26 protein-coding genes are annotated in these 24,579 nt (G+C 66.3%); 9 read left to right on the forward strand and 17 right to left on the reverse strand.

What is annotated here, in order from left to right; all coding sequences use genetic code 11:
• Nucleotides 1-11: 11 nt before the first annotated feature.
• The 4 genes from ACOOGG_RS10175 to ACOOGG_RS10190 are packed head-to-tail and all read right to left on the reverse strand — an operon-like array spanning nt 12 to nt 4,251.
• Nucleotides 12-1,403, reverse strand: a complete 1,392-nt coding sequence (locus ACOOGG_RS10175; protein WP_420434852.1) for an FAD-binding oxidoreductase — start codon at nt 1,401-1,403, stop codon at nt 12-14.
• Nucleotides 1,403-3,037 (reverse strand): glycerol-3-phosphate dehydrogenase/oxidase, encoded by a 1,635-nt coding sequence (locus tag ACOOGG_RS10180; protein ID WP_420434854.1) that lies wholly within the window; start codon nt 3,035-3,037, stop codon nt 1,403-1,405. Before ACOOGG_RS10180 ends, ACOOGG_RS10175 begins: the two co-directional genes overlap by 1 nt.
• A 58-nt stretch (nt 3,038-3,095) precedes the next feature.
• Nucleotides 3,096-3,656 (reverse strand): dCTP deaminase, encoded by a 561-nt coding sequence (gene dcd / locus ACOOGG_RS10185; RefSeq protein WP_420434856.1) that lies wholly within the window; start codon nt 3,654-3,656, stop codon nt 3,096-3,098.
• Nucleotides 3,657-3,696: 40 nt separating this feature from the next.
• A complete protein-coding gene (locus tag ACOOGG_RS10190; RefSeq protein ID WP_420434858.1) occupies nt 3,697-4,251 on the reverse strand; it encodes an HD domain-containing protein in 555 nt (184 codons plus the stop codon).
• A gap of 74 nt (nt 4,252-4,325) precedes the next feature.
• On the opposite strand from ACOOGG_RS10190, the gene ACOOGG_RS10195 reads away from it, so the two are divergent.
• Nucleotides 4,326-5,261 carry a zinc-binding dehydrogenase gene (locus ACOOGG_RS10195; RefSeq protein ID WP_420434860.1) on the forward strand — a complete coding sequence of 312 codons (936 nt, stop codon included), beginning with the start codon at nt 4,326-4,328 and terminating at the stop codon, nt 5,259-5,261.
• On the opposite strand, the gene ACOOGG_RS10200 is transcribed toward ACOOGG_RS10195, so the two are convergent.
• Together ACOOGG_RS10200 and ACOOGG_RS10205 are read right to left on the reverse strand one after the other, a co-directional pair.
• On the reverse strand, nt 5,251-5,883 hold the full coding sequence (locus ACOOGG_RS10200; RefSeq protein WP_420434862.1) for an isochorismatase family protein: 633 nt from the start codon (nt 5,881-5,883) through the stop codon (nt 5,251-5,253). The two genes, ACOOGG_RS10195 and ACOOGG_RS10200, sit on opposite strands and share 11 nt — an antisense overlap.
• A 16-nt stretch (nt 5,884-5,899) precedes the next feature.
• Entirely contained in the window at nt 5,900-7,096 is a 1,197-nt protein-coding gene (locus tag ACOOGG_RS10205; protein WP_420434864.1) for a CaiB/BaiF CoA transferase family protein, read from the reverse strand.
• 26 nt (nt 7,097-7,122) lie between these two features.
• Between ACOOGG_RS10205 and ACOOGG_RS10210 the strand changes: the two genes are divergently transcribed.
• Nucleotides 7,123-8,025, forward strand: coding sequence for a hydroxymethylglutaryl-CoA lyase (locus tag ACOOGG_RS10210; RefSeq protein ID WP_420434866.1), 903 nt, complete (start codon nt 7,123-7,125; stop codon nt 8,023-8,025).
• A 26-nt stretch (nt 8,026-8,051) separates the two neighbouring features.
• On the opposite strand, the gene ACOOGG_RS10215 is transcribed toward ACOOGG_RS10210, so the two are convergent.
• Genes ACOOGG_RS10215 through ACOOGG_RS10230 form a run of 4 tightly spaced genes read right to left on the reverse strand, consistent with a single transcriptional unit; the run spans nt 8,052 to nt 12,923 of the window.
• Nucleotides 8,052-9,512, reverse strand: a complete 1,461-nt coding sequence (locus ACOOGG_RS10215; RefSeq protein WP_420434868.1) for a dihydroorotase — start codon at nt 9,510-9,512, stop codon at nt 8,052-8,054.
• Entirely contained in the window at nt 9,509-10,915 is a 1,407-nt protein-coding gene (locus tag ACOOGG_RS10220; RefSeq protein ID WP_420434870.1) for an MmgE/PrpD family protein, read from the reverse strand. Before ACOOGG_RS10220 ends, ACOOGG_RS10215 begins: the two co-directional genes overlap by 4 nt.
• The gene (locus tag ACOOGG_RS10225) at nt 10,912-11,736 is read right to left on the reverse strand and encodes a cyclase family protein (RefSeq protein WP_420434872.1); all 825 of its coding nucleotides are present in this window, start codon (nt 11,734-11,736) and stop codon (nt 10,912-10,914) included. The genes ACOOGG_RS10220 and ACOOGG_RS10225 overlap by 4 nt, the downstream gene beginning before the upstream one ends.
• Nucleotides 11,733-12,923, reverse strand: a complete 1,191-nt coding sequence (locus tag ACOOGG_RS10230) for a CaiB/BaiF CoA transferase family protein (RefSeq protein WP_420434874.1) — start codon at nt 12,921-12,923, stop codon at nt 11,733-11,735. Before ACOOGG_RS10230 ends, ACOOGG_RS10225 begins: the two co-directional genes overlap by 4 nt.
• 171 nt (nt 12,924-13,094) lie before the next feature.
• On the opposite strand from ACOOGG_RS10230, the gene ACOOGG_RS10235 reads away from it, so the two are divergent.
• Together ACOOGG_RS10235 and ACOOGG_RS10240 are read left to right on the forward strand one after the other, a co-directional pair.
• Nucleotides 13,095-13,841, forward strand: a complete 747-nt coding sequence (locus tag ACOOGG_RS10235) for an IclR family transcriptional regulator (protein ID WP_420434876.1) — start codon at nt 13,095-13,097, stop codon at nt 13,839-13,841.
• A 9-nt stretch (nt 13,842-13,850) separates the two neighbouring features.
• Nucleotides 13,851-15,476 carry a nitrilase-related carbon-nitrogen hydrolase gene (locus tag ACOOGG_RS10240; protein WP_420434878.1) on the forward strand — a complete coding sequence of 542 codons (1,626 nt, stop codon included), beginning with the start codon at nt 13,851-13,853 and terminating at the stop codon, nt 15,474-15,476.
• Here ACOOGG_RS10240 and ACOOGG_RS10245 read toward each other — a convergent pair.
• Nucleotides 15,442-16,272, reverse strand: a complete 831-nt coding sequence (locus tag ACOOGG_RS10245) for an HpcH/HpaI aldolase/citrate lyase family protein (RefSeq protein WP_420434880.1) — start codon at nt 16,270-16,272, stop codon at nt 15,442-15,444. The two genes, ACOOGG_RS10240 and ACOOGG_RS10245, sit on opposite strands and share 35 nt — an antisense overlap.
• A gap of 117 nt (nt 16,273-16,389) precedes the next feature.
• Between ACOOGG_RS10245 and ACOOGG_RS10250 the strand changes: the two genes are divergently transcribed.
• The 4 genes from ACOOGG_RS10250 to ACOOGG_RS10265 are packed head-to-tail and all read left to right on the forward strand — an operon-like array spanning nt 16,390 to nt 20,037.
• Complete coding sequence (locus ACOOGG_RS10250) at nt 16,390-17,202, forward strand: oxidoreductase (RefSeq protein WP_420434882.1); 813 nt, start codon at nt 16,390-16,392, stop codon at nt 17,200-17,202.
• A 12-nt stretch (nt 17,203-17,214) separates the two neighbouring features.
• Nucleotides 17,215-18,354, forward strand: a complete 1,140-nt coding sequence (locus ACOOGG_RS10255; RefSeq protein WP_420434884.1) for a Rieske 2Fe-2S domain-containing protein — start codon at nt 17,215-17,217, stop codon at nt 18,352-18,354.
• Complete coding sequence (locus tag ACOOGG_RS10260) at nt 18,351-19,085, forward strand: hypothetical protein (RefSeq protein ID WP_420434886.1); 735 nt, start codon at nt 18,351-18,353, stop codon at nt 19,083-19,085. The genes ACOOGG_RS10255 and ACOOGG_RS10260 overlap by 4 nt, the downstream gene beginning before the upstream one ends.
• 10 nt (nt 19,086-19,095) lie before the next feature.
• A complete protein-coding gene (locus tag ACOOGG_RS10265) occupies nt 19,096-20,037 on the forward strand; it encodes a hypothetical protein (RefSeq protein ID WP_420434888.1) in 942 nt (313 codons plus the stop codon).
• A gap of 60 nt (nt 20,038-20,097) precedes the next feature.
• Here ACOOGG_RS10265 and ACOOGG_RS10270 read toward each other — a convergent pair whose 3' ends face one another.
• Genes ACOOGG_RS10270 through ACOOGG_RS10295 form a run of 6 tightly spaced genes read right to left on the reverse strand, consistent with a single transcriptional unit; the run spans nt 20,098 to nt 23,542 of the window.
• A complete protein-coding gene (locus ACOOGG_RS10270) occupies nt 20,098-20,409 on the reverse strand; it encodes a type II toxin-antitoxin system PemK/MazF family toxin (protein WP_420434890.1) in 312 nt (103 codons plus the stop codon).
• Nucleotides 20,403-20,660: a ribbon-helix-helix domain-containing protein gene (locus ACOOGG_RS10275; RefSeq protein ID WP_420434892.1), complete on the reverse strand. Its 258-nt coding sequence runs from the start codon at nt 20,658-20,660 to the stop codon at nt 20,403-20,405. The genes ACOOGG_RS10270 and ACOOGG_RS10275 overlap by 7 nt, the downstream gene beginning before the upstream one ends.
• 56 nt (nt 20,661-20,716) lie before the next feature.
• Nucleotides 20,717-21,376, reverse strand: a complete 660-nt coding sequence (locus ACOOGG_RS10280; protein ID WP_420434894.1) for a hypothetical protein — start codon at nt 21,374-21,376, stop codon at nt 20,717-20,719.
• Complete coding sequence (locus tag ACOOGG_RS10285) at nt 21,373-22,275, reverse strand: hypothetical protein (RefSeq protein ID WP_420434896.1); 903 nt, start codon at nt 22,273-22,275, stop codon at nt 21,373-21,375. Before ACOOGG_RS10285 ends, ACOOGG_RS10280 begins: the two co-directional genes overlap by 4 nt.
• Nucleotides 22,272-23,090, reverse strand: a complete 819-nt coding sequence (locus ACOOGG_RS10290) for a DUF3891 family protein (protein ID WP_420434898.1) — start codon at nt 23,088-23,090, stop codon at nt 22,272-22,274. The genes ACOOGG_RS10285 and ACOOGG_RS10290 overlap by 4 nt, the downstream gene beginning before the upstream one ends.
• Nucleotides 23,087-23,542: a hypothetical protein gene (locus tag ACOOGG_RS10295; RefSeq protein WP_420434900.1), complete on the reverse strand. Its 456-nt coding sequence runs from the start codon at nt 23,540-23,542 to the stop codon at nt 23,087-23,089. The genes ACOOGG_RS10290 and ACOOGG_RS10295 overlap by 4 nt, the downstream gene beginning before the upstream one ends.
• A 69-nt stretch (nt 23,543-23,611) precedes the next feature.
• On the opposite strand from ACOOGG_RS10295, the gene ACOOGG_RS10300 reads away from it, so the two are divergent.
• Nucleotides 23,612-24,571 (forward strand): alpha/beta hydrolase, encoded by a 960-nt coding sequence (locus ACOOGG_RS10300; RefSeq protein ID WP_420434902.1) that lies wholly within the window; start codon nt 23,612-23,614, stop codon nt 24,569-24,571.
• Nucleotides 24,572-24,579: the final 8 nt, after the last annotated feature.

Below are 24,579 nucleotides of genomic sequence, written 5' to 3' on the forward strand. Positions count from 1 at the left end.
ACGGCTGTTCGTCAGTCCGGGACGAGAACTCCCGGGTTCATGAGGTTGTCAGGGTCGAGGGCGGCCTTGACAACCCGCAAAACGCCGGCGCCGGCATCGCCGAGTTCATCGGCCATCCATGGTCGGCGGACGCGGCCGATGCCGTGATGGTGGGAGATTCCGGCACCGCAGCCAGTGGCCGCCTGCATGGCCGCTGTCCAGCAGGCGTCGTAAACAGATTGGTACTCCTCCGGACCAGACGGTTGGGCGGCGAAGGTGAAGTAGAGGTTGGTCCCAGAGCGGTAGGCGTGCGATGAGTGGGCGGTAGCGGCGATCACCGAGGGCACCCCGTTGATCGCTTCGATCACCGCTTTATGGAGCCGAGCGAGGTGGCGCCAACCGGTGGCTACCTCAATGGTGTCGGCCACGAGGCCCTGCTCGAAGAGCTCGGTCCAGGTGGGCACGGTGTTGCGATGCTCAAACCAGTGGTCGACTGCGCCTGGATCGGCTTGCTCGCCCTCACCGGCCCTGCACAGCTCAGCAACCGCGGCCGCCTCCAGAGCAGCGTGGCCAGGCGGGCCCTCGTGCAAGAAGATGGCCACGCAGCGGCCCTTGGGCACGTGGTCGCGGAAGTGGCGGCGGGTCTCGCCGGCGTCGTAGAGGCGCACCACTGGAGGTCGCCAACCAGGCGCAATCACGCTTCGCACCGCCTCGATCCCCGCGTTCATATCCTCGAAGTGGAAGGCCTGGCGCACTCCCGGCTCGGGCAGCGGCCGCAGCGAGAAGGTCACCTCGGTGATAATCCCCAGAGTTCCCTCGCTGCCCAGCAGCAGCTGGCGCAGATCTGGGCCAGCCGATGCCCGGGGAGTAGGGCGCGACCGGTAGATCGACCCGTCGGGCAACACAGCTTCCACCGCATACAAGATGTCCTCGATGTTGCCGTAGGCAGTGGAGTACTGGCCGGAGGCCCGAGTGGCCACCCACCCGCCCACCGAGGAGATCTCGATCGACTGCGGCCAGTGCCCGATGGTGAAGCCGTCCTGGCGAACCCGGTTCTCAGCGTCGATGCCCATGGTGCCTGCTCCGAACGAGGCCAATCCGTCCACCGGGTCGAGCGACCGCAGCCCACTTATGCCTTCGGTGCTGATCACCACCGAATCGGGAGAGGCCAACACGCCGCCCACGCAGCCCGACCCTGCCCCCCGGGGAATCATCGACACACCGTGGGCCCGGCACAGCCGCACCGTCTCGGCCAACTTCTCGGTGGTAGAGGGCGTTACCACCGCAAACGGCAGCACCAGCCGGCCCTGCCACTGATCGAACTCGGAGCGGGGCCAGGTGTCGCGGGCTCGGCTTCGACGGGCGTCGTCGTCAATTAGCAGCTCGTCGCCCAGCAGGCCGGCGAGGTCGTCGAGAAGTGTCATCAGGCGTTGTCCTGGAATTGGAGCTCGCTGGCGAAGCGGGTTCGAACGGCTTCAATCTCGGCGGTGGTGCGGGACTCGTCCCACCCCCGCAGGTCGGCCATCAGCGAGGCCGCCGGTGCGAGAAGGTCCTGTCGCTCAGCGGGGGTGTACCAGGCAGCCCGGGTCCGGCGATAGATGAGGTCTTCGAGGGTCAGCGCACCATCCACCTGTACCGCCCAGTCGACCTCGCCCGCTATCACCCGCCCCCCGGGTGCTAACGGCTCGGGGCCCAGCGACAGCACCTGGCCGGTCTCGTCGCCGTAGAGCCGCACCAGACGGTCGACCAGCGGCTGCTCAACCCCTACGGCGGCTGCCACCGATGCGGCGTGGGCGTCGAGGCTCGATGCCAGGTCGCCACCGGGGATCGGATCGGGTCCCGGGCTCGACCCCAGCGACCGGCCCAGCTGCTCAGCCACGAAGTCGAGCACCTTCATCGCCATGGTGCGAAAGCCGGTGAGCTTGCCACCCGCGATGGTGATCATCCTCCCGGCGCCAAGCCACACCTCCTCCTTGCGAGAGATCTCGGCGGCTTCCTTGTTTCCTTGGGCCACAAGTGGGCGCACGCCCGACCAGGCCGCCACGACATCGTCGAAGCCCAGAGGATCGACGTCGAAATAACGCTTGAGCGGGTGCAGCAAGTACTCGACATCGGTCCGCTCGATTTCGGGCCACAGGAGTTGATCGCCGTGGTAGCTAGTGTCGGTGGTGCCGATGGCCACGGTGTCGCCTCGGGGCAGAACAAAGATGCTGCGCTTGTCGGAGGTTTCCATGATCACCAGGTTCTGTACAGGTAGCCGTGATGCATGTACGACCACGTGCACGCCCTTGGAGGGATGAAGCCGATCGACAGCGGTTTCTTCCTCGAGTCGGGCCAGACGCTCCACCCACGGCCCGGTGGCGTTGACCACTGCATCGGCTCGGATCTCCACTTGATCGCCACTCACGCCGCATTCAGCCACCACTCCGTCGATCCGCTCGCCCTCCCAAACCACGTCCACCACCGGAAGCCTGTTAGCCACCTGCGCCCCTGCGGCAGCAGCGTCGCGCAGCACGGCCAGCACCAGGCGGGCATCGTCGGTCATGTACTCCCGATAGGCACACGCCCACGGGAACTCGTCTTGGCGCATGCAAGGCTCCATCTCCCCCAGAGCGTCGCGATCCCAGCTGAGGTGGCGGTCGGCATCCTCCACTGCGCCGAGCTTCTCGTAGGTCCCGATTCCGGCTCGGACCTTCATCAAGCTCGCCCGGCTACGAGCTGGCACCACCATCCAGCACGGCTCGGCCAGATGGGGCGCCATCTCATGGACGGCCTTGCGCTCCCGCGCCGTCTCCCGCACCAGCCCGATATCGCCCATCGCTAGATACCGCAGCCCCCCGTGGATCAGCTTGGAAGAGCGCGACGACGTTCCCGCGGCGTAGTCGTCCTTCTCCACCAGCGCCACCCGCAGCCCCCGTCTGGCCGCATCCCGAGCCACCCCCGCCCCCGTGATCCCCCCGCCGATGATCACCAAATCAAACCGCTCACCCTCAAGCTCGGCCAGCAGCCCAGCCCGCGACCGGGGCGTCAGAGATGTCGAAGGAGCGGCTTCAGGCATTTTCAACCAAACCAAAGCCGCTATTCCGCCTAGCAGGTAGCGCCGGGCTGGTTCCGCACTACCAGTTCTTCCAGTAGCGGGAGGGGATGGGGCCGGTTTGGTCTTGGTACTTGGACCCGGCCTCGGTGGAGCCGTAGGGGTTCTCTGCGGGGGTGGTCATTCGGATGAAGGAGATCTGGCCGATCTTCATCCCGGCATACAGGGTGATGGGCAGGGTGGCCACGTTGGACAGCTCCAGGGTGAGGCGGCCATTCCAGCCGGCGTCCACGAAGCCAGCAGTGGAGTGGATCAACAGCCCGAGGCGGCCCAGCGACGACTTGCCCTCCAGTCGGGCCACCAGGTCGTCGGGAATCCGTACCCGCTCCAGGGTGGAGCCCAGCACGAACTCCCCGGGATGGAGGATGAACACCCCTTCGGGCTCGATCTCCACCGGCTCGGTGAGGGCGTCCATGTTCTCTTTGACGTCGATCAGGCCCTCGGTGTGGTTGCGGAACACCCGGAAGTGCCGGTCGATGCGCAAGTCCACAGACGAGGGTTGGATGGCGCCGTCGCCCAGCGGCTCGATCTCGATGCGGCCCTCGGCCAGTTCCTTGCGGATGGATACGTCGGAGAGGATCATGTCAGAGAGGCCGCAGAATCACGGTCTTGCCACGGGAGGATCACGCTTTGGGGGCGAAGAAGCTTCGCACCAGCGGCTCGTAGTGCTCTAGGGGCGGCGTGGGGTATGCGGGGTCGAAGGCGGGCATGTCGTATTCGGCGCAGAACTCGGCGCAGCGGTCGTAGTGGGGGTGGTCGGCGTAGGCGTCGCGGCTGTTGCGATCTAGCCCGACGTGATGCCAGAAGTAGTGGCCCTGGAAGACGCCGTGCTTCTGCACCATCCAATGATTGGCCTCCGACACGAACGGCTTGAGGATGGCCGCGGCGATGTCAGGGTGGTTGTGAGGGGTGAGCAGGTCGCCGATGTCGTGGACCAGCGCGCACACCAAGTACTCGTCGTCGCGCCCGGCTTTCTCGGCCCGATGGGCGGTCTGGAGGCTGTGGACCAGCCGGTCGACGGCGAAGCCCTGAGGGCCGGTGGCCAGATCCTGCAACTCCCTCAGTACCCGGTCGGCCAATCCCTGCTCCAGGTAGTGGTGGGCAGGGGCGGTTGCCGCCCAGTCTTCTGCGGTGGACTCGTCCATGCGGGTGAACGTGGCTTGAGTCAGCGTTGCCATGCCCGAAGCCTACGGCACAAAGAGCACCTTCACCTGCCCGTGAGACGCCTCATGGCCGTTAGATTGCAGGACTGATGCGAGCAGTGGTTTTCGAGGGCGGACAGGCAACAATCGGGGAAGTAGACGACCCAAGCCCTGGCCATCGGCAGCTTCTGGTGGAGGTGCGGGCCGCAGGGCTGAACGGCGCCGACATCGCCCAGGCCAAGGGGGGCTATCCGCCGCCGCCGGGCGCGCCGACCACCGGCGGCCTCGAGATGGCCGGCGAGGTGGTGGCTACCGGGCACGGGTGCCAGCGGTTCTCGGTGGGCGACCGGGTGATGGCGGTGGTGCAGGGGGGCGGACAGGCTCAGTTGTGCATGGTGGACGAGCCTCTGGCCATGCCGGTGCCCAGCTCGATGGATTGGGAGAGTGCGGGCGGGTTTCCTGAGGTGTTTGCAACCGCCCACGACGCCTTGTTCACCCAGGCTGGAGTGGCCATGGGCGAGCGGGTGTGCATCCACGGCGCGGCCGGAGGCGTGGGGGTGGCCGCGGTGCAGCTGGCCGCGGCGGCCGGGGCGGAGGTGACCGCTACTGTGCGCAACCCTGACTCCCGCAGTGCGGTGGCCGAGATGGGAGCACACGCTGTTGACCCCGGCGACTTCGTTGAGGCCGGCCCGTTTGACGTGATCCTCGAGCTGGTGGGCGCCTCCAACTGGCCCGCCAATCTCAAGGCGCTGGCCACCGAGGGTCGCATCTCGGTCATAGGAGTTGGGGCCGGGGCGGAGGTATCGCTGAATCTGGCGCTGCTGATGGTCAAACGAGTGCGGCTGTTGGCCTCCACGCTGCGGCCCCGCTCTCTGGAGCAGCGGTCCGCCGTTGCCCGCCGCATGGAGCGCCATGTGCTCTCCTTGGTGGATGCGGGCCGAGTCCGGGTTCCCATAGCCCGCACCTTCCCCCTGGCCGAGGCGGCTGCGGCCTACGAGTATTTTGCTGTCCCCGGCAAGCTGGGCAAGGTGGTGCTTATCGCCTGAGCGCCAGGTAGTCGAGCACCTCTTGCTCGGACACCACATCGGCGTACTTGGCGTCGAGGTCGAAAAGGTTGGCCTCGTGGATGCTCCGGTCTCGGTCGCCGCAGGCATCTCTCACCACGATGGGAACGAAGCCGTGTTGGCAGGCGTCGAGTGCGGTAGCCCGGACGCAGCCGCTGGTTGACACGCCCGTGATGATCAGCGTGTCGATGCCCAAGGAAGTCAGCGTGGAGGCCAGCGACGTGCCGAAGAATCCTGAGGCGTACTGCTTGACCACCACCACCTCGTCGCTGGTCGGTTCCAAGCCTTCGCCGTAGTGGCCCAGCGGGTTGCCCCGCACAAAACACTCCAGTGCGCCGACCTTGCGGAAGAAGACCCCGCCGTCTGCCCCGCCCGGCTGGAACTCCACCCTGGTGTGCAGCACGGGGATCTGAACCCCCCGGGCGGCGGCCAGCAAACGTATGCACGACTCACGGGCTTCTTCCACACCGGCATAGAGCCGCGAATCAGGTTCCAGGTACGCCTGGCAGAAATCGACCACCACAAGGGCAGGCTGCCGGCCGAATCCGAGGCGGTTGCTGAACCCGGCCTGGAGGTAGTCGTCGGCCAAGCTGTCTCCGGTCATGCCCGGTCCCCCTGCATCAGTCGATTATCCCATTGGCCCGGAGCTGGCCGATGGCGTCGCCGTCGAGACCGAGGATTCCGCCCAGCACCTCTTCGTTGTGCTCGCCCAGCACCGGACCCGACCATTCGATCTCTCCGGGGGTGTCCGACAGCTTGGGCACCACGTTCTGCATGGGGATCGAGCCGAAGTCGGGGCTGTCCACCCAGGAAATGGCCTGTCGGGCCGCAAAATGCTCGTCGGCCAACATCTCGGGGGCGCGATACATCTGGCCGTTAGGCACGGCGTGCTCGTTCAGCAGCCGGTGGAGGTCGTGGGCATCGAGGGTGGCTGTCCACTCGGCGATCAGCTCGTCGAGCTCAAGTTGGTTGTCGCCCCGGGCGAGGTGGGTGGCATAGCGGGGGTCTTCGCCCAGCTCGGGTCGGCCCATGGCCTCAGCCAGCCGTCGCCACACCGTGTCCTGGTTGCCGGAGATCAGGTGCATCTTTCCGTCCCGGGTGGGGTACACGTTGGCTGGCGCGATGTTGGGGATTATCGATCCGGTGCGCTCGCGAATGAACCCCGCAACGTGATATTCGGTCAAAAGCGACTCCATGACCGCCATCACCGATTCGTACAGGGCAGCGTCCACCACCTGTCCCCTGCCGGTGCGCTGGCGGGCGTGGAGGGCGTTGAGCGTGCCGATGGTGGCGAACATGGCGGTGAGGGTGTCGCCGATGCTGATACCGGTACGGCTGGGCATTTTCTCCGGGTCTCCGGTGGTGTAGCGGATGCCGCCCAGCGCTTCGCCGATGGCGCCGAAGCCCGGCTGGGACGCATAAGGGCCAGACTGTCCGTAACCCGACACCCGGGTGATGACCAACCGGGGATTGACGGCGTGGAGCTCGGCGGGGGACAGTCCCCACTTTTCCAGGGTGCCGGGTCGGAAGTTCTCCACGAGCACATCGGCGTTGGCCGTCAGTTGACGCACCAGATCTTGTCCGGCGGCCTCGCGCAGATTGATGGTGACCGACTTCTTGCCCCTGCCTACCACCGGCCACCACAGAGACTTGCCGTCGGCCTTCTCCTGGCCCCACACCCGCATGGGATCGCCGGTGCCCGGCGGCTCCACCTTGATCACTTCGGCTCCGTGGTCGGCCAACTGCTGGCCGCAGAACGGGCCGGCCAGCAGGGTGCCCATCTCAATGACCCGGATATCGGTCAGAGCTCCAGACATGATTCTCCAATATGCTCGGACTCGCAGTGAGCGAGCGCATTCAAATCGTCGAAGTGGCCCCTCGTGACGGCTTGCAGGCCGATCCCGCCGACCTCAGCACCGCGCAGAAGGTCGAGCTCATCAAGCGGCTGGTCGCCGCGGGCCACACCCGCATCGAGGCCACCAGCTTCGTAAGCCCCAAAGCGGTGCCCAAGATGGCCGACGGGGACGCGGTCATGGCCGGCGTGCCTCGGTTGAGTGAGGTGAGCTACAGCGCACTGGCCCTCAACCAGCGAGGGGTTGAGCGGGCCATCGCCGCCGGGGTCGACGAGGTTTGCGGGGTGGTGGTGGCCACCGAGGCGTTTTCCCAGGCCAACCAACGGGCCAGTGTGGCTGAGTCGGTGCAGCGCTGGCGCGACATCAGCGATGCCGCCCGGGCTTCTGGCATCAAGACCGCGGTCACTGTTTCTGCTGTGTGCGGATGCCCCTACGAGGGGCGGGTGGAAGCCCAGAGCGTGCTCGACATCGTGGCCCAGTTGGCTGAGACCCGGCCCGACGAGTTGGCCCTGGCCGACACCATCGGGGCCGGAGTACCCACCCAGGTGGCCGATCTGTTCGCGGGGGCCAGGGAGCATGCTCCCGACACCACCTTGCGTGGGCATTTCCACAACACCCGCAACACCGCTTTGGCCAACATCGCCGCGGCGATCGACACCGGCGTGAGGGTGTTCGACTCCAGCCTCGGCGGGGTGGGGGGCTGCCCGTTTGCTCCCAAAGCCACCGGCAACGTGGCCACCGAAGACGTGGTGTATCTGGTACACGAGATGGGCTTCGACACCGGGCTCGATCTGGACGCGCTCATCGACACCACCGCCTGGCTGGAAGCCCAACTCGGCCACGGCGTGCCCAGCCTGGTGGCCAAGGCCGGCGGATTTCCCCAACCTAGCTGAGCACCTCACAGCAGTGGCCGCCGCGCTCATGTCGGTCGCTTCTGGTACTTGCCGCCGGGGCTGCCCACCACTTGTGAATCGGCCAGAATGCGCTGGCCCCGCAGCCAGACGTGGCTGATTCTGCCGGCAAGCTCCTGGCCCTCGAACGGGGTGTAGCCCTGGCTGGACTCCGACTCGGCGGCCCGCACCACATGGCTGATCGTTGGATCAACCAGGGCGATATCGGCGTCGTAGCCGACCCCGATGGTGCCCTTGGTGCCTAACCCGTAGCGTCGCGCCGGATTCCACGACAGCAGCCTGGCGATGTCGGCCAGCCCCAATCCCCGCTTGACACCCTCGGAATACAGGCCGTTCAGAAGGTACTCGGTGCCGCCGAAGCCGCTCTTGGCCAGCCAGATGTCGTCGGGGTTCTCCGCGGCGACCTTGGCCTCGGTGCGACAGCAGGCGTGATCGCTCACCACCCAGTCCACTTCGCCGGCCAGCACATGCTCCCACAGCGCCTCCACATCGGACCGGGAGCGGATCGGCGGGTTGACCTTGCCCCACGGATCGCCTGAGGTTTCAATGTCCACCAGCAGGTGGCCGATGGTGACCTCGCGGCGGAAGTCCACATTCTCGAAGCACCTGCTCATGCGCAGGGCGGCGTCCATGGCCTTGGCCGACGACAGGTGTAGCAGGTTGATGTTGGCCACCTTGGTTTCATGGGCCAGATACGACGCCACGGTCACGGCCAGCCCCTCGGAGTGGGGGGGGCGAGACGCCGAATAGGCGGCCAGCCCGGCGAGGCGGCCCTCGGTTTCGACCAACTTGGTGTAGGCGGTCATGATCTCGGCCGACTCGCAGTGCAGCGAGAGCGAGAGGGCATCGGCCAGATCGGGGTGGGCCTCGCGGGTGTCGGCGATTCCCCGCATGATGAACTCGAAGTGGGCATAGTCGTAGCGCTCGCCGGGCGGGGTCATCAGGAAGCTCGCCTGGTCGTCGCTGGCGCCGTGCAGGCCGTGGCCGCCGTAGAACATGAAGATCTTGAACGAGGTGACCCCGTACTCAGTGGCTAGCAGCGGGATCTCGTCGATGTGCGAGGCCTGCATGGGCGCGAGATGGAAGGCGTAGTCCACGTAGCTGCGGCCGTCGATGAGCCGCAGCACCTCGGGGAAGAACTGGGCATAGGGGCCGCCCCGGTTGAGGTAGTACTGGCCGGTCCGCATGTAGTTGAGCACGGTGGTGGTACCGCCCTGGGCCGCGGCTCGGCTCTCGCTGGTGGCATCCTCGCCCAATGGGTTGTAGATGCCCATGTGGGTGTGGGCGTCCACCGAGCCTGGAAAGGCGATTAGGCCCGAGGCGTCGAACACCTTGGTGGAATCGACAGAAGCCGCTAGGCCGACGCCTAGATCGCTGATGCGCCCGTCGGTGATGGCGATGTCAAACTCGTCGACCGTGCCGGTGTCGGGGCGGACGACTTTGGCGCCGGTGATGACGGTGTCGGTCATGGCTGTTTCCCCGTGAAATCGAGCAGTGGAACCAGCAACTCGGAGACTGACGGCGCTGCGGCCAGGGCAGACAGGTCATCGTGGATTCGGCTGGCGACGCTGGCGTCCACCAAACCGGCGGTGTTGTCAGCGAACTTGGTGGCCAACTCGTCATCGGACAGAGGTTGGTCGGGTCCCCCCCGATTGGCCAGCACTTCCTCCACCAGGGTGTGGCCCGAGGCGGTGGTCAAGGTAAGGCGGGCGGGAAGCTGGCATGGGTAGATGGCCATCAAGCTGGGGTCGCCCACCACATCCACTCGGGCCATTAGCTCTCGCCGGGCCGGGTCGCAGGCCAATTCGTCGGTGAAATCAGCCATGCCAACCCCCAAGCCTCCGCCGCCGAGAAACCCGGCCGCCACGGTGTAGGGACCGCTGAACTGCGCGTGGTAGCCGGTTTCCGGTTTCCGCTTCGCATCGATGGGCTCGCCGATGGTGCGCACCGTGGGCGGGGCCACTTCCAAAGTGGCGTTGGCTATGTCATCGACACGCACATCCCGCGAGCGCAGGGAGATGGCGGCATCGATGCCGGTGTGGGTGAAGTGATTGGCCGGGTAGGGCTTGTAGAAGATGTTCTCAGCCTCCCATCGCTCCCCCAACTCGGCGGTGACCGCCTCGAAGTCGGCATGGTCTCCGAGAAAGGCTTGGAACAGCCCGAACCGGCCTTCGACTGCGGTGGGAGGCCCGGTGATGCCTCGCGCCGCGAGTTGGGCCGCGGTAACCCCGGCTCGAGCAGCCCATCCGCAGTGCAGCCGCTTGACCGTGCCTCCGGCCCGGTTGGCCTCGATGATGCCGCTGGACATGCTGCACGCGATGCCCATGGCGTGGGCGATACCGTCGGCATCGGCGCCCAGCAGACGCGCCGCCGCCGCGGCCGACCCAACCGCACCGCAGATAGAGGTGGCGTGCTGACCCCGCTCGAAGTACACCGACTGGCGGGCTTGGCTGTCGTAGCCGCCCATGCCCAGCCGCACCGTGACTTCCAAACCCACCGCCACGGCATCGATCAACGCCGCGCCGGAAGCCCCCCGCCATTCGGCTACGGCCAGCGACGCGGGCACCACCGATGCACTGGGATGGAGGATGGAGGGCAGATGCGTGTCGTCGTAGTCCAGCGAGTGGGCGAGCACGCCGTTGACGAACGCCGCCTCTGGTGACGACATGGCCCGGCCGCCCCCGATGGGAGTGGCCTGGGGGGCAGAGCACTGGTCGGCTGCGAACGCGATGACCGCTTGAGAGGTGTCAAGCGAATTGGCCCGCACCGCTACCCCCACGATGTCGATGATGCGTGAGGGGATGCCGGTTCGCACCGCGTTGGGAACCGGACCGCCGGCCAGCGCGCCGAGCTGGGCCAGAATCGGGCTCATGCCAGGGCCAGCGGTCTTACGGGAGCGCCGGTGGCCCCGTAGATGTTCAGATGCGAGAGCACGAACAAGAACTCGAACACCCTGGCGGCGGCTAGGCCATCTAGGTCCATCGCCTCGATGATGTTGACGCCCCGTTCCACCAGCAGCACCCGGTGGGCAGGGAGCAGGGCATGGCCCTGGCGCGCGGGGATGCACTCGAACGCCAGAGTGTCGGCCCCCACCAGAGCTGCGCCCTGATCGGCCAGCCAGCGAGCCCCCGCTTCTCCCACGCCCGGAACGCCGGTGTCGACTCCCAGGTACCCTTGCGGGTCGTCGAAGTGGGTGCCCCACCCGCTACGCACCAGCACCGCATCTCCCGTTTGGACCGTTGATTCCTGACGGGCAACGGCGCCCTCCAACTCGGCGACAGTAATCTCATGGCCCCCGTTGCAGGCATCTGTGCCTAGCAGCCCGGGAATGTCCAAGAGAACGCCGCGGCCCACAAATGGCGGAAGCTCATCGATGCCCAGAACTGCGAAACCGCCACCGGCTTGGGCTTCAGCGGCATCCACTCCGCCATAGAGCTGTCCCTCATGACTGACATGGGCCAGAGCGTCCACATGGGTTCCCACGTGACAGCCAGTGGTGAGCAGGTCGGCCGCGGCCGAGCCGCCATCGGGTCGCATCCGGTCACCATGCAGTCGGTCTAGGCAGTGGTGAAACTGCGGGTGGTTGGGCGACTGGGCCATACCGTTTTGCATGGGTCGGCCCAAGTCGTACACCGCGGCTTGGGCGGCGAGATCGATCAGGGCCCTGGCCGCGTCGACACGACTGCCGGTCATGCCACCACTCTCTTGGCTCGAAGTTCGTCGATGTGCTCGGCGCTCAACCCGGCTTCCTTCAGCACCTCGTCGGTGTCGGCACCCAGGTCTCGCCCAGTGTGGCGGATGGCGCCCGGAGAAGACGACAGTGAGAACAAGACGTTCTGCATCCGAACCGGCCCCAGGTCGGGGTCGTCAACCGCGGTGATGGCTCCCCGGGCCTGCACCTGGGGATCGCTTGCGTACTGGGCCACGTCGTACACCGGCGCTACCGCCACCTCGGCATCAGCGAACGCGTCCATCACTTGGGCGAGGGACCGATCCCCGATCCAGCAGGACAGGGCTGCATCGATCTCATCAGCATGCTCGGCTCGACCAGATCCGGTGGCGAACCAGGGCTCTGAAACCAGATCGCCCCGGCCAACCAGTTCCATCGTGCGCCGGGCCACCGCGTCGGCGCTGCTCGACACCGCCACCCAGCAGTCGTCGGCGGTGAGATAGGTATTGCGCGGCGCGTTGTTGGACGATCGGTTGCCCGAGCGCTGAGCGATGTGGCCAGTCTGATCCCAGGCGACCACATGGGGGCCGAGCGCCGCGGCCAGCGTCTCCAGGATCGACAGGTCTACCACTTGGCCCTGGCCGGTGGCATGGCGGTGGTGGACCGCCATCATCACTGCTGCCACTCCGCTGAATCCGGCCACGCTGTCGGCCAAGCCGAAGGGCGGCAGGGTAGGGGGCTGGTCAGCCTCACCGGTCATGTGGGCGAAGCCGCTCATAGCCTCGATCAGCGTGCCGAATGCCGGTCGTGGGGCGTAGGGACCGGTCTGGCCATATCCGGTGACCCGGCACAAGATCAGGCCAGGATTGCGGTCGGCGAGCGCCTCCCACCCCAAACCCCAGCGCTCAAGCGTGCCGGGCCGAAAGTTCTCGATCACCACGTCGGCAGTGGATGCCAGTTCCAAGAACACCTCAGCACCCTCGGGATGGCTCAAATCCAGGCCCAAACAGCGCTTGTTGCGGGCCACCAGCTTCCACCAGAGTCCCTGGCCGCCCTTCTGCGCTCCATGGCCCCGCAGACTGTCACCGGTTTGGGGATGCTCTATTTTGACCACGTCGGCACCGAAATCGGCCATGATCTGGCCGATCAGGGGACCGGCTAAAACGGTGGAGGCATCGATGACTCGCAGATCGGTGAGAGGCCCAATCATGCGGAACGATGTTTCTCCCAGTGGAACATTGTCCGTAGTGTTTCCCAATTTGGCGGGGTCAAGCAACCGTTTACAGGGAATTATGGGTCGATTCTCCCGGTTCGCGGTATGGTCATTCCTCTGAGCGGAACAGCAGGAAATTCGGACTCGGGGTCTGGTTCGGGTCGGGGAGTGGCGGCAATCGACAGGGCCGTCGATGTGCTGTTCCTGTTCTCCCGGTCGCCGAGCACGCTGGGAGTCACGGAGATATCCCGTGAATTGGGGGTGTCCAAAGCGGTGGTCCATCGGGTACTCACCTCCCTTTGCGAACCCGGCCTGCTCACCGTCGACCCCCAGAGTCGGCGGTACGCGCTGGGCCCCGCGGTGCTGGAGTTGGCCGCGGCCTACCGCGATCAGCTCGACGTCACAGACTTGGCCCTGGACGAGATGCGAAGGCTCAGTGCCGAGGCCGACGAGACCGCCACCCTGTCGGTGCGCCACGGCAACCGGCGGGTGTACGTGGCCCAGATCACTCCTCCCCGAGAGGTGAAGATGACGGTGCCCATCGGCGGATCGTTCCCGCTGCACGCCGGCGCATCGTCGAAGGCGTTCCTGGCCTGGCTGAGCGACGGCGAGATCGACCACTACCTGGCCGAGAACCCGCTCGAGTCGTTGACCGAGGCCACCATCGTGTCGGTCGAAGAACTGCGGGCCGAGCTGGACCGCATCCGCCAGCAGGGATTCGCGGTGTCGCTGGGAGAGCGCCAGCATGATGCGGGCTCAGTCGCCGCTCCCATCCTCGACCACAACCACCAGCCGGTGGCGGTGATCAGCATCAGCGGCCCGCTGGAGCGCTTCCGCGACAAGATCGCCCGCTCCGCCGCCGCGGTGGTGGAGGCCACCCGAGGGCTCTCAATCAAGCTCGGGGCCCGTGCCTGAGGCTCTACCATGAGAGACCGCGTTCGAGTGGCCACGGTGCAATTCGCCACCGGCACCGACCTCGACGAGAACTTGGAAACTTGCCTGCGGATGCTGGATGCCGCCGCGGCCGAAGGGGCCGAGCTGGTGGTGATGCCCGAGTTCTGCAACCACATCTCCGTGTACAGCGACCAAGACCACTGCCGGTCGGTGGCGGTGTCGCTGGACGGCCTCTGGTTGGGGGCCCTGGCCCGTAGATCCGCTGAGCACGGGGTTTACACCTCGCTGACGGTTACCGTGCCCCGAGATGGCGCCCGGGTGACGGCCACCAATGTGCTGGTCGACCCCCATGGACGAGTGGTTGCCACCGCCGATAAGCAGATGCTGATGGGCAACGAGCGCGCCCATCTGAGCGCGGGCACCGAGGCCAGTCCGCTGCCTGACACCGCATTCGGCCCCGTGGGTTTGTACTCGTGCATGGACGGAGTGACTTTCGAGGTGCCTCGCACGCTTGCCGTGAGAGGAGCTCGCCTCCTATTGAACAGCCTCAACTCATTCGCCCTCGACGAGGCCAGGTTGCACATACCGGTGCGGGCGGTCGAGAACGGGGTATTCGTTGTGGCCGCCAACAAGGTCGGTCCACTGCTTCCCGCCGAGCAGGTGCCGCAATTCAGCCGGGCATTAGGCGTGCCTGCTGAGGCATTGAACGGCGCCGGTGAGAGCCAGGTGGTAGCCCCCGACGGCACGGTGTTGGCCATAGCACCCCGCACCGGCGAAGCGGTGGTGGTCGCCGACTTAGACCTGTCCACGGTCAAACCAGACCGGCTTCGGGGGCGCCGGCCAGAGGTGTACGAACCACTGGCCCAGTCCCGCACCGCCCGTCCAGACTCCGGCCGAGAGCCCGAGGTGGTCACCGGTTGCGTGCCCGGTGCCCAGGAGAATCCCGAGTTGGTGCATGTGGCCATCGACGCCGGGGCCTCTTTGGTGGTTCTGCCTGAGCTGACACCGCCGCCGCCGAACATCGCTCCCGGTGTGCTGGTGGTGACCACTGCCCTGCGAGATGACCAGCACCTCGGCCAGGTGTGGTCGGCCGACGGCGTTGTCCACGAGCAGGTGCAGGTCCATCACTGCGACCGCCACGCTATTGCCACCCAGTTGGGCACCGAGGTGGGCCTGTATCCGACACCGTTCGGCGACCTGGCGGTGATAGTGGGCGACGATCACCGCTACCCCGAGGTCTTCCGACTGGCGGCCATCGCCGGGGCCCATCTGGTGGCAGTGTGCTGGCAGCCTGAGCACCCCTGGGAGTGCGACCTTGCGCTGATGGAACGTGCCGCGGAGAACCGGATCAGCGTGGCGGCGTGCGGACCCCCTGGGCTACTCGCGTCCACCATGCTGCTCGACCCACCGGCCGACTCGCTGTGGAACCCCAATCGGTCGAGCCCCTACAACGGGACCATAAACACTCCGATCAGCCACCGGGTTGAGCCCGACGACGGGTTCCTGATCGGCACCCTGCATCCCGGCCGGGCAGTCAACCGCGAGGTATCCAAAGACACCGACCTCGTGGGCGGTCGCCCCTGGAAGGCCGCGGCGGCGATTGTTGCCCTCCCGGTGCAGACTACGGCCGCGGGCGTTCCCGCGGCACCCGATTGAGCACTGATCTGGCCCAGCGCATGACCGCCGGGTCGATGAACTCCCCGTCGATCACCGCGACCGCCCGCCCGTCGGCAGTCGCCTCTTCAAAGGCGGCTACCAGCTTCTTAGCTCGGGTGATCTCGTCATCTGATGGGGTGAAGGCCGCGTTAACCGCGGCCACCTGCTTGGGGTGGATAACAGACCGGCCGCCGAAGCCGTGGCGGCGAAGCGACTGGCTGGTGGTCGCCAGCCCCGCATCGTCGTCAAGGTTGGTGAACACCGGCCCGCAAGGCGCCTCGAGTCCCTCGCCCGCCGATGCCACCACCACCCGAGTACGGATTGGCCACATCTCCAGGGCATCGGGCGAGGGCTCCATGCCCAGGTCGGCGGCCAGATCGGCTTCGCCCAAGGCTAGGCGCACCACTTCGGGTACCGCGGCAACCTCGTAGATCTGAGCCACCCCTACCGCCGACTCGATGAGCGCCATAACCGGATAGCCGCCGAAGTCCCTTGAGCACGTCGCCGCGTCGGCCTTGGGCACGACTACGCCGGCAAAGTCCACGCCGTCGGAAACCAATGACCGCACCAATTCAGCGTCCTCATCCACCAGGCCGGGACGGTTGTTGATCCGCACCCATGCCGGCGCGCCGGGATTGTCCCGGAGCCATTGGCCCACCGCCTCCCGGGCGGTTGCCTTGGCTGCTTCGGCCACCGCGTCCTCGAGATCGCAGATGATGGCGTCGGCCCCCGACTCCAGCGCCTTGTCGAAGCGGTCGGGACGATCTCCGGGCACATAAAGCGTGGTGCGGCTCATCGAATTCTCGGCTCCTCGCGGCTGGTTGACACTGGTTTGGCTTGGCCCTACTGTCAGACTAACGAAACGTTGTTCCGCTTACCGGAACAGTGTGCCGCTGACGACACCGGAGCACCAATGCGCGAGACGCTGAAGGGCGTCCAAGACATCTTTGACGAGCGGGGCCCCACAGACGCCACGGCCACGTTCAACCGGCTGTGGTCTATCACCGAAGAGCTCATGGCCAAGATCGAAGCCCGCTTCGAGTTGACCCGCGACCCCAGCACTGAGGACTTGGAGTCTTACCGAGGCGAAGCCGAGTACCCAGCCGGTCGGCTGGCCGGCTATACCGGCCCGGAGGTCGACTGGCTCGTCCATTCTTGGATCGGAAACCCCCCGCTGGGGTTCACGAACATGCACGTCACCGCCTGGCTCGGCCCCCACATCGACGTGCCCCATCTAGGAATTGCGTGGGGGACGCTGCCCGATCTGTGGTTCTACATCGACTTCAACCCCCGCTCCGATCTCATGCTCGACACCGATGCGCTCGACAAATACTGGGGCTCGCTCAACGAGGAGTTCTTGGAACTGCGGGCCGACGAAGGGCTCGCGCCGTTCACGTCCCGGGCGTTGTACGTCCGCCAGGCGCTGAGCGAGGTGGCCATCTGCTTCACCACCCCGGGCATCGTCTACGACGAGGGCCGGCTGAATCAGGTCAGCGAACTGGCCCACCGTCGACTCGACCAGTGGCTGGCGTGGGTGGACGAGGCCCAGCCAGTGCCGCTTGGGCGTCGGGAGCAGTTGGCAGCCGACGATCTGGCCCGGCGGCGTAACATCGCCGAGAGAGACCCGGCCAACATCATGGGCGTGCGGTTCTTCGGAGAGGAGATGACCGACCGTCTGGTGCGGGCCCTGTGGGGCGGCGACCGGGTATTGCCCCGACCTGCCTAGGGGGGAGCTGGCATGTTGATCAAGAACCAGTGGTACGCCGTGGAATTCGGGCAGTGGGTGACCGACCAGCCGGTGCTGGCCCAGGTCCACGGCCACGACCTGGTGCTATGGCGCAGCCCCAACGGCATGGTCAACGCCCAGTCCGACCTATGCGTGCACCGAGGCGGCTCGCTGGCTGGCGGGTCGGTGGTGGGCGACTGCGTCCAGTGTCCCTACCACGGCTGGCGCTACGGGGCCGATGGGGCCTGTGTGGAGATACCTGCCAACCGGCCAGACCTCCCCATTCCCAAGAAGGCCCGGGTTGACACCTATCCCTGCATCGAGCGCTACGGCTTCGTGTGGGTGTTCTTGGGCGATCTGGCGCCCGAGTATCGGCCCCCGGTGCCGGAATTGGAAGGCCTTGAGGAGCACACAGAGGCCAGGGCGGAGGGATACCGGGCGGTCACCGGCGAGTTCACCTGGCAGGCCAACTACGACAGGGTGCTGGAGAACGCAGTGGACATCGCCCACACACCCTTCGTGCACTCCGGGTCGTTCGGCAACAAAGACCAGCCCGAGATCCAAGACTTCGACCTCGACGAAACCCGGGTCAACGGCCACCTTGCATCGGTTACCGCCACCGTGGAGCTCGAACCTCCCCGACCGTCGGGTATGTGGCGGTTTATCTCCAAGAAGGACCGTCCGCCGGTGAGCACCTCCACCGGGTTCTACCCGCCCAACGTTTCGATGCTCATCGTGCGGCTGCCCATGGGGGAGATCCGCATCTTCACCGCCGCGGTGCCCCGCGACGAGCACGTCACCGTCTCGAAGTTCTGCATGCTGCGCACGTTCTTCACCGGGGGGTGGGCCGACAAGAACTCCTACGAGCGCACCATCAAGATCTTTTTGGAAGACCAGCCGACCGTTGAGGGCCAGCGCCCGGAACTGCTGCCGTTCGACCTGTCAGCCGAACTCCACGTCAAGTCCGACTCCATCCAGCTGGCCTACCGCCGCTGGCGCCAGGAGCAGATCGACAAGGGCTGGGCGCTCGACACCCCTTCGGACGAGGAGGCCAAGCGGGCCGCGGCGGTGATTCCCTCGCCCGGACGCTCCAGCGACCCCGAGCTGGCCAACGCCTGGGTGTTCCCCACTGTGGGGGAGGCTCGGACATGAGCCTTTCCGCTGATCTTTGCCTGGGCACGGTGGAGGCCATCGCCAGCCGACTGGAGTTGGAGGAGACGGTGCACACCCCGCTGGCCTCGGCCATCGACGGCTCGCCGGTGGGAGCCCATCGGGTGCTGGCCCGCGACGGGGTGGCGGCACTGGTGTACGTGGGCATGACGGTGGAGGCGTTCGGGCTGGACAGCCACATGTGCTTTGCTTTCACCCCCGCGGCCAGCCCGGTGCCCCACTTCACGGTGGACTCGGTTCTGGCCGGACCTCACTATGCCTTCCACTTGGATCTGATCCCCCGGGTGGACCCGGGTGCCAACCTGGCCTACATCGACCACTGCTACGGCCCCCTTACCGAGGTTCACGACGAGACCATGCAGATCGAGGGGCTCACCCCCGCCCACCTGTCACCCCGCCAATGGCAGCTCATGTCGGCGTGGATGCTGGCCCACCGGGCTGACGAGGACGGTTTCCGGTCGGTGTTCGGTGCGGTGGCCGCCTACCGCGACCACTGGCTGGGCCTAGTGGCCGACGGCGTGCCCGACGCTGCCACCGGTGGGGCCACCGCCGAGCAGCTGGCCGAGCGGGATGCCCGCAACCGGGCCGCCATATTCAACCCGGATGTCGACCCGGTATGGGCCCGAGTCGACCAACTGCTCGGCCTCGAGCCGAGCGCCGCCATCCAGGCCAGCCTGAAGACCGCGGCCCGATCCCCATCCATCCTGCAATGAACGGATCACCATGAGCGATACCCAAGCCTCCGAGTGGCAGCAGCGCATCACCGGTGAGTGGTACGGGTTGCCGTCGGTGTTCGACGCCGAGGGAAACCACACCGGATTCAACAAGGTCAGCCGGGCCAGCGTGTTCGCCGACGGCAAGGTCACCTACTGGATGCAGTGCAACTTCATGAACACCGGCCCCCTGCGCAACCGGTTCGAGGTCAAGGACTTCGAGTTTGGCGTGGACGACCGGGGCAACGACCGCATCTACCAGGGACCCGACTTCTACGGCGCCGGGCACCCCTACGGCTCGCTGGTGGACTCGCACTACTACGCGCCCGGCTGGCGGGCCGACCTCAACACGATGAACCAGATCCTGCCCGACGGGGTGACCCAGGTGTACTCGTCATTGCTCTATGAGGGTCCCACCATCTTCTCGGTGTTCAACGGGGTGTATCTCAACGCCCACGACTACGACACCAATCCCGACACCAAGGTGTGGATCGACGCCCACATCGAGTCCGAGCGGGAGTTGGCTGCATGGCCCCATACCGTGCCCGACCGCACCGGAGGCACCTGGAGCGGGGATTGCGAGGTGTTCGGGGCCGACCAGCAGCGCCGGGGAAGTGTGAGCGTGCGCCTGCGCCACGATCCCATCGACTTGGTGCGCACCACCCACACCCTGGAGTTCTCTGGGGCGATCGACTACTCCCACTCCTACATCCGCACCCGCTCGCACGGCAACCGCTACACCTATGACGGCCCCGACCTCTGGGGTAACGCCATCGCCTACGGCCGCGCCCTCTACACCTCCCAACACCACGTCAGCGAGGCATTCAAAGTCAAAGGCCGAGAGTTCATCATCGACCGCGACTACACCCTCGCCGTGGCCTGGAAGCTCTACAGCGGCGACCGCATGACCGACATAGTCTTCGGCCCCCTCACCTTCACCCCCGACGCCTAGCGGCGCCCTTGCGGGGATCTGGGGTCGAAGCCGTCACGCCGGTTTCCACGCCGACTTTGCTCAACAGTCGGCTATGGCGTTTAGCGCAGCGCAGATTTCGTAGCCTCGCCGCCTCACAGATCCGACATAGCGGGTGAGCGACGACTTCGGAATAATTCGGAGGTTGTCAAAACTGGCTGCACATTGCCCGGATAGACCGTCTTCGACATCTAGCGGCAGCTCTGTCGGAATACCTCGGACTGTGCGGGTAATGGGTGCGACCATTATTCGGTGGAGATTTGTGATGGCCCGATCGCGGGTCACTACCAGGACAGGCCGGATGAGGTCCTCGGCCTCGGCCCACCAAATGTCGCCATGAAGGGGGCTCACCACCGTTCCCAGGGCTCCTCAGCGATCATGTCACGGAGATTCCCCTCAGCCCAGCGAAGCTCTTCCTCCGTCTCGGGAATGCGACGGTAACCCTCCACGATGGCCTCCCCGATAAGCCAGCGCCGACGTTGATCGAGCATTGCCTCCAGTGCGTTCCGCACCGCGTCAGAGCGAGACTTCACCTCGCCGCTTTCGACCATCTCGTCCAATTGAGCAACTAGCTCATCGTCGACCCTCGTCACCAGCTGTGCCATGCATAAAGCATAACAAGATGCAATGCACAATGTATGGTGCCCCTGTAACCTGGCGCTCAGTCAACGACCACCGAGACAGAGCGGTCTCCACCGTTCACGTCTTCGGTGATCTCGATGCCTGTGGCTCTGATGGGGTCGCGCATGGCCCAGAGGCGGCGGTGGTGGGTTGGGGAGGGTTGGTGGGCGGCTACCAGCATGGGTCCGGCTGAGCGGCGCAGGGGCCAGTGGCCGTCGGGGTTGGGGACTGGGGCCGACAGGTCGAGGCGGGGCTCTTCGCCGGAGGCTTCGGGGACGGCTACTCCCACGATGTCGGCAACTGACCGGCCGGCAATGGAGAAGAAGCCGCCGGTGAGCTGGCGGTCGGGGGCCACTAGGACGGAGTAAGACTCGAACTCGTAGCCGAATCGGGGCCAGAGTCCCTGGCCGGTGAGGGCGCCGGGCTGCCACACGGTGCCGAAGCCCACTACATCGGGGCCGAGATAGCGACGTTGGTCTCCGGTTATCTCCAGATCAAACACCCACTCGCCTGCGAAAGCGGCCATGGGGTGGTCGGCTAACTCAGGCGATGGGCGGCATTGTTGGGTTACCAGCAGCCGTGTCTTTCCAGCTGGCTCCACTATCCGGCGCTGGGCCACCTCGCCGCGAAACGTGCCGTCGGGGTCGTAGACGTACTCGGTTATCAGCCAGTCGCCGCCGAAGCGGTCTTTCTCGGTCATGCCGGTTCGAAGGCCAAGGCCCCGTAAGCCGCTCCGAGGCGCTGCTCGCCCCGATACCAGATATGGAGCACCGCCTTGATGGCGCCGTCGCGCGACACCACTTCGCGCCGCCACACCCGAAGCCCTTGGGAGCGGAGGTGGAACTGGCCGCTGAAGCCCCGGCCGCCGCTGAGGCTGCCGCTGCCCATCAGATCACATTCTGGGGTCCATGCAGTCCAGCCGTCGGACCGCAGGTTGAACGAGAATCCGGTGGAGTAGTCCGCCCCGGACAGAACCACCTCCCGGGTGTCGCCCCGCCCACCGACCGTTTCTGTGAAATCAGCCGAGCCGGTCGGTGTGTAGTCGGCGTCGAGGCGATGCAGCTGGCCCGACCAGCGGCCGGGTCGGAGCAGCAACAGCTCACCCCGGCCGCCCGTGGGGTCGGCTCGCAACTCCTGCGGATCCATCTCCACCACCGGGAGAGGCACCGGATCTGACGGGTCGACCTGACGCTGGTATTCCCCCACCACCGTCCACTGGAGTTGGTCGCCCCGGCTGAGCAGAGCCAGCGAGAGCTGGCGGGTGCCGCCGGGCAGGACCATCAGAAAGAACCGCTGCGAGAGCCCCAGGCCGGGCCAGTAGTTGTGGGCGGCCACCAGATCGTCGCCCAGCGCTTCGGCGTAGCCGATGTTGAGGGGCCCCTCATAGGTGCGATGCGAGCCGTGATCGGTGATGGTGTAGACGCCCGACAGGGAGAACGGCCCGTCGAACTCCACCTCCACCGTCACCCGCCCGGCCTGATCGTCGGCCTTCACCGTCCGGGTGTCGCTCCCCATACCGGCAAATCGGCCGTCGGCATCGTAGACCTCGGCCGCGCCGATCCATTCTCCAACCCCCTGGGAGAAAGACCTCTTGTTCACATCCGGACCAGGCGCACTGTCTGGGTGGCCACCGGGGTGGCGGCCAGCACCGGGCCGAGGTCGGTACCTGGAGGCTGGGGGGCGAGATACCGGCCCTCGGTGGCCAGCTCAAGCCCGTCTCCGGCAAACGGGTAGGGGTCCAGCCCGTAGACCCCTCCGGGACGCTCGACCACCGAGATAGTCACGTCGTCGCCCACCGCCCGGGGCACGTTGGAGAAGTCGGAGGTGCCCCGTTCGCCTTCGGGAGCCAAGTGGAAGTACAGGGAGATGGTGTCGAAGAACTGAAGCTGCTTATAGGCGTGGAACAGGTATTCATCAGTGGCGTGGTCGGGATCGTCGGCAGCCAATTGCTCCTTCAGACGGCGCTGGCGGCCTTCCTCGCTGCCCAGCATGGCGTCGACCTCGGGGCGCAGTTCGTCGGGGATCACGTCCAAGAAGACCTTGTCGCTCAACCCGTACCGCCCCCGGTACAGGCCATAGGTGTGCATCGACGAGATGATGCCGCTGAACGGGTGATGGGCTTCGTTGAACGCCGGCGACCCCGCCGATGTGATCACAATCTGGGGCAGCGGCGTGGCGGTCAGGTTATAGGGCAGGCCGGTGTCGGGATTCTGAGGGGCCTGGGCGTCGAGGGCGGCCCAGCCCTGGTCGTGGTGGTCGACGATGAACTGCATCGGCTCGCCCGGCGCCAACCCGTCGAACTCGTCGTTGCCGAAGTTGGCGGCCAGCGAACCGGCGAAGGCGGTGTGCTGGTGCATGGCGATCACAAAATGGGGAGCGTCGGCGGCCCCTCCGGGGGCGCTTTGGACGATCATGGACGCTGCACCCGGGTGAAGTCTTGAATCTGGAACAGGCTAGTGGCACCGTCGCGCACCTTGTGGGTGATGATGCGGCGGGTGTCGGGGTCCAAGAAGTAGTGGTTGTTGTAGACGATGTTGTTGCTCACCCGGCTGTCGATGGTGAAGACGTAGTTGTACGGCGTGAGCTCGGCCCCTTCCAGGCTGAGCTGGTCGCTGTCGGCGAAGCACCGCTTGCCGTCAACCCCGATTGGGGTGTCGAAGATGGTCTCACCCACGCCATAGAGATTCTCAAAGTGCTCGTGCAGGTGCCAGGTGTTGTCGTCGAGCCAGTACACGTCCATGTGAACGGCGCTGGATTCGAGGAAATCGCCATGGGGGGTGAAGCTCTTGCACAACCCCTCCCAGTGGCCCATGAAGCACTGATACGGCCGGGGTGAGGCCGGCCCGTAGTTTCTGGTGTCGCTCACCTTCGGAATCGTAGAGTGTGCCGGTAGTGGATGAAACCGTGTTCCCGTGAGCGGAACAAAGAGCGCCGCATGATCGTCCGAGGGCTGCACTTCTCCTTTGATGCCCACGGCGATGCCGCGCTGGCCACGCTGCTCTACCCCGGTGATGACGGCCGGCTGGATGAAGCCCGCCTGACCGGGCAGGTTCCGGCTATCGAAACCGGTGCCCTGTGGCCGGTGGTCGTCATCATGCCCGGCATCAACGTGGCGCCCGACAGCTACCGGTGGCTGGCCCGCCGTTTGGTAGCCGACGGGCTATGCGTGGTGACCTATGCGGCCATCGGGTCGCTGGGACCGGCGGGGCGTGGGATCACTCCTGGCATCGACCTGGCAGCCCTCGCCCCCGACACCATCGGCACCCGGCCGTCGTCCACCGCCCTCGGACCGCTGCTCGCTCACCTGGCGGAATTGGCCGCCGATGAGCACACCCCGGTGGCCGGGCACCTGGATTTGGGCCGAGTGGTGGTGGGGGGCCATTCGGCGGGGGGCACGGCGGCGTTGCACAACAGCGAGACGGGGTGGGTGCCGGGATTGCAGGCGGTGTTCGCCTACGGCGCCCATACCATGGTTGCCACGGCATTGGGCCATGGTGAGGCCGCGGTGATATCCATCCCGGCCAAGGTGCCGATCATGCTGCTGGCCGGTGCTGACGACCGGGTCATCGCGGCGAGCCGCGACCGCTACCGCTCCGACGACGGCGCCCACGAACCCGTTCGCCGAACCTTCGCTGAAGCTATTCATCGCCAGCAGGGAGACTCATGGCTGGTCGAGCTGGCCGGCGCCGGGCACTTCGCCATCTGCGATCCGGTGGACACCACCAGCGGCCGCTCCTTCCTGGAGACCGATTCGGCGAAGACCGACCCGGCCGTCCGAGAGCTGCTCGGCGACCTCATCGCGGCGTTCATCGCCGCCAGCCTGGCCCGGCCGAGCGGGGTCAGCATGGAGCAATTGGTCGATCGCCCATCGGTCAGGCACTGGGATCGACGCTGAGCAATAGC

Source organism: Candidatus Poriferisocius sp., assembly GCF_965214065.1.
GTDB lineage: Bacteria > Actinomycetota > Acidimicrobiia > Acidimicrobiales > Bin134 > Poriferisocius.